Annotated in this window: 3 protein-coding genes; 1 reads left to right on the top strand and 2 read right to left on the bottom strand. The window is 68.2% G+C overall.

The features are described 5' to 3' along the window. Together WA944_RS17000 and WA944_RS17005 are read right to left on the bottom strand one after the other, a co-directional pair. A partial coding sequence (locus tag WA944_RS17000; protein WP_526647171.1) for a serine hydrolase domain-containing protein occupies window positions 1-944 on the bottom strand: 944 nt, incomplete at its 3' end. A gap of 104 nt (window positions 945-1,048) precedes the next feature. After that, window positions 1,049-1,480 (bottom strand): hypothetical protein, encoded by a 432-nt coding sequence (locus WA944_RS17005; RefSeq protein WP_526647172.1) that lies wholly within the window; start codon window positions 1,478-1,480, stop codon window positions 1,049-1,051. A 225-nt stretch (window positions 1,481-1,705) separates the two neighbouring features. Between WA944_RS17005 and WA944_RS17010 the strand changes: the two genes are divergently transcribed. Further along, a partial coding sequence (locus tag WA944_RS17010) for a transglycosylase domain-containing protein (protein ID WP_526647173.1) occupies window positions 1,706-2,912 on the top strand: 1,207 nt, incomplete at its 3' end.

Below are 2,912 nucleotides of genomic sequence, written 5' to 3' on the forward strand. Positions count from 1 at the left end.
AGGTGGAACCCGAGGCCCCACCCCTGCGGGACGTCGAGCAACTCGACCGGCCTGGTCAGCTCGGGGACGGTCGGCTCCATGTGCTTGGGCAGCGGCGCCCCGTCGAGGTGGTCCCGCAACGCGAGCTCGACGGTTTCTTCCTTGAGGATGCGCGTGCCGTCGAGCTCGCCGCCGTTGAGCCAGGCGCGCACCAATCGCCCGTAGTCGGCGACCGTCCCGTAGGACCCGTGGCCGGCGGCGTCCCACTCCGGCTGGGCCGGCAGGTCGAGGTCGGTGGGCACCAAGCCACCGTCCGGTGCCCGGAAGCGGACGGGCAGCAGCCGGGCGCGCTGCGCGTCGCTCGGGTCGAACGTCGAGTCCGTCATGCCGAGCGGACCGTAGACGTGCTCGGCGAGGTAGTCGGCCAACATCTGGCCGCTGACGGCCTCGACGACCATGCCGACCCAGTCGGTGCTGACGCCGTACTCCCAGACCGTGCCGGGGTCGTGGACCAGCGGCGCACTGATGCTCTGCTTGGCGCCCTCGAGCGGGTTGGGAAAGTTCTGCCCTTCGCAGGAGGCGAACAGCTTCTCGTTCAGGAAGTGGTAGCCGCAGTCGGCGGTGTGGTTCATCAGTTGCCGGACAGTCGCCTGCGTCTTGGGTGCCCGCAGGACCGGTTCACGGCCGTCGAAGTGGTCAAGCACCTGCAGTTCGCCGAACTCGGGCACGATCGAAGCGACGGCCGCGTCCAGGTCGACGCGGCCCTGCTCGACGAGCTGCAGCGCCGCGGTGGTCGCGACGGCCTTGGTCATCGACGCGTTGCGGAACATCGTGTCGGGCTTCGCATCTCCCGCTGCACCTTGATAGAGGACGCCGTCGCGGCCGACGACCGTCGCGGCGACGCCGTGCAGCGATCCGTCAGCGGTCACGCCGTTGAGCAGGTCATCGATTCGCTCGAACCCCATCCCCAGCTCCTTTGCTTTCGGGGATATGCGAACCATCATCGCACTGCGTCACCGCAGAGGAAATGCCCGACAGCGACGGGGAACGGCGAACCTCGCCGTCGGTGCTACGCGGCCGGAGTCACGTCGCGGCTCGGCTTCCCCGCGTCCGCGGCCGGTCGATGGTGCTCGGGCGCCCAGCCGACGTAGGTCAGGTACGCACCGATCAGCGCGGCCACGGCACACGCCACGATCCACCACGCCGTCGCGCCGATCATGTTGTCGGCCACCGACATGAACGCATCGGGGACGAACAGCAGCAACATGGCCCGCACGACGATCAGCCAGCCCAGGGCCGAGACGATGATTGCCGCGGGACCGTGCCACTGCTGATGCAAGGCCACGATGAGCAGGCCGCCGATCAGGATGAACACACCCGACACCCACGGCCACGCCGAGTTCGCCGAGAAGTCCGACAGCAGCGTTCGCATGTCCGACGCCCGCAGCACAGCCGCGACGACGATGATCACCAAGAAGGGCCCGAGGACGCGGGCGAACAACCGCGTCCTGTCATGACCTGTTCATTGCAGTGACCTCCATCCGACGGACGGCTCGGTTGCCGGTCCGAACGACGCCGTCCCGTCAGCTCCATCGGAGCACCGCATTCGGCGCCGGGAAAGAGGCGGAAGTCACCAGGTTGCCGAGCAGGCTGGACCGAGGGTCTCCGTCGTGCGAATCCCGTGCAATCCACAGTCAGGTACCGCGAACCGTCCTAAGCTGACGCCATGGGCGCCCAAGGCCGGGCGAAGTGGGGGGTTCTCGCCCGACTGGCGGGCTCGTGCCTCCTTGCCGGGCTGCTTGCGGCCGCGCTGATGTTCCCGTTCGTCGGCGGTGCCGGGACGGCGCTGCTACGCGTATCCGACTCGGCCACTGCGGAATCCACGCAACTACTCGAGGGTGAGGTGCCCGTCGTGTCCACCATGGTGGACGCAGCGGGCAAGCCCATCGCGTGGCTGTACGAGCAGCGCCGCTGGGTGGTGCCCAGCGATCGGATCGCCAACACGATCAAACTGGCGATCATCTCGATCGAGGACAAGCGCTTCACCGAACACAACGGCGTCGATTGGCAGGGCACCCTGACCGGCCTGGCCGGGTATCTGCAGGGCAACAACACTACCAGGGGCGGGTCGACGATCGAGCAGCAGTACGTCAAGAACTTCAATCTCCTGGTCCGTGCGCAGACCGATGCGGACCGGCGCGCCGCGGTGGAGATCAGCCCGGCACGCAAGCTGCGCGAGATCCGGGCGGCCCTGGCCATGGACGCGGCACTGCCCAAGGCGGAGATCCTGGCGCGCTACCTGAACCTGGTGTCGTTCGGCAACGGCGCGTTCGGCGTTCAGGACGCCGCGAGGACCTACTTCGGCGTCAATGCCGCCGAACTGAACTGGCAGCAGGCGGCACTGTTGGCCGGGATGGTGCGCTCGCCCAGCTCGCTGGACCCGTACACCTACCCCGATGCTGCGCTGGAACGACGCAACGTGGTGCTCAACACCATGATCGAGAACCTGCCGGACCAGGCCGACGAGCTCCGCGCAGCCAAGGCCCAGCCGCTAGGCGTGCTGCGGCGGCCCGATCCGCTGCCGCAGGGATGCATCGCCGCCGGTGACCGTGCGTTCTTCTGCGCCTACGCGATGCAGTACCTGGCCCGCGCGGGTCTGAGCAAGGAGGACGTGGCACGCAACGGCTATCTGATCCGCACCACCCTCGACCCGAAGGTCCAGAACAGCGTGAAGAGCGCCATCGACGAGGTCGCCGACCCCACCGCCGTCGGTGTCGCCAGCGTGATGAGCGTGATCCGGCCCGGCAAGGACTCCCACCGCATCCTCGCGATGGCGGACAGCCGCACCTACGGGCTGAACCTCAACGCCGGGCAGACGGTGCAGCCGCAGCCCTTCTCCCTCGTCGGCGACGGCGCCGGCTCGATCTTCAAGA

The sequence above is a fragment of the Mycobacterium sp. genome, from assembly GCF_049683355.1.
Taxonomy (GTDB): Bacteria; Actinomycetota; Actinomycetes; order Mycobacteriales; family Mycobacteriaceae; genus Mycobacterium.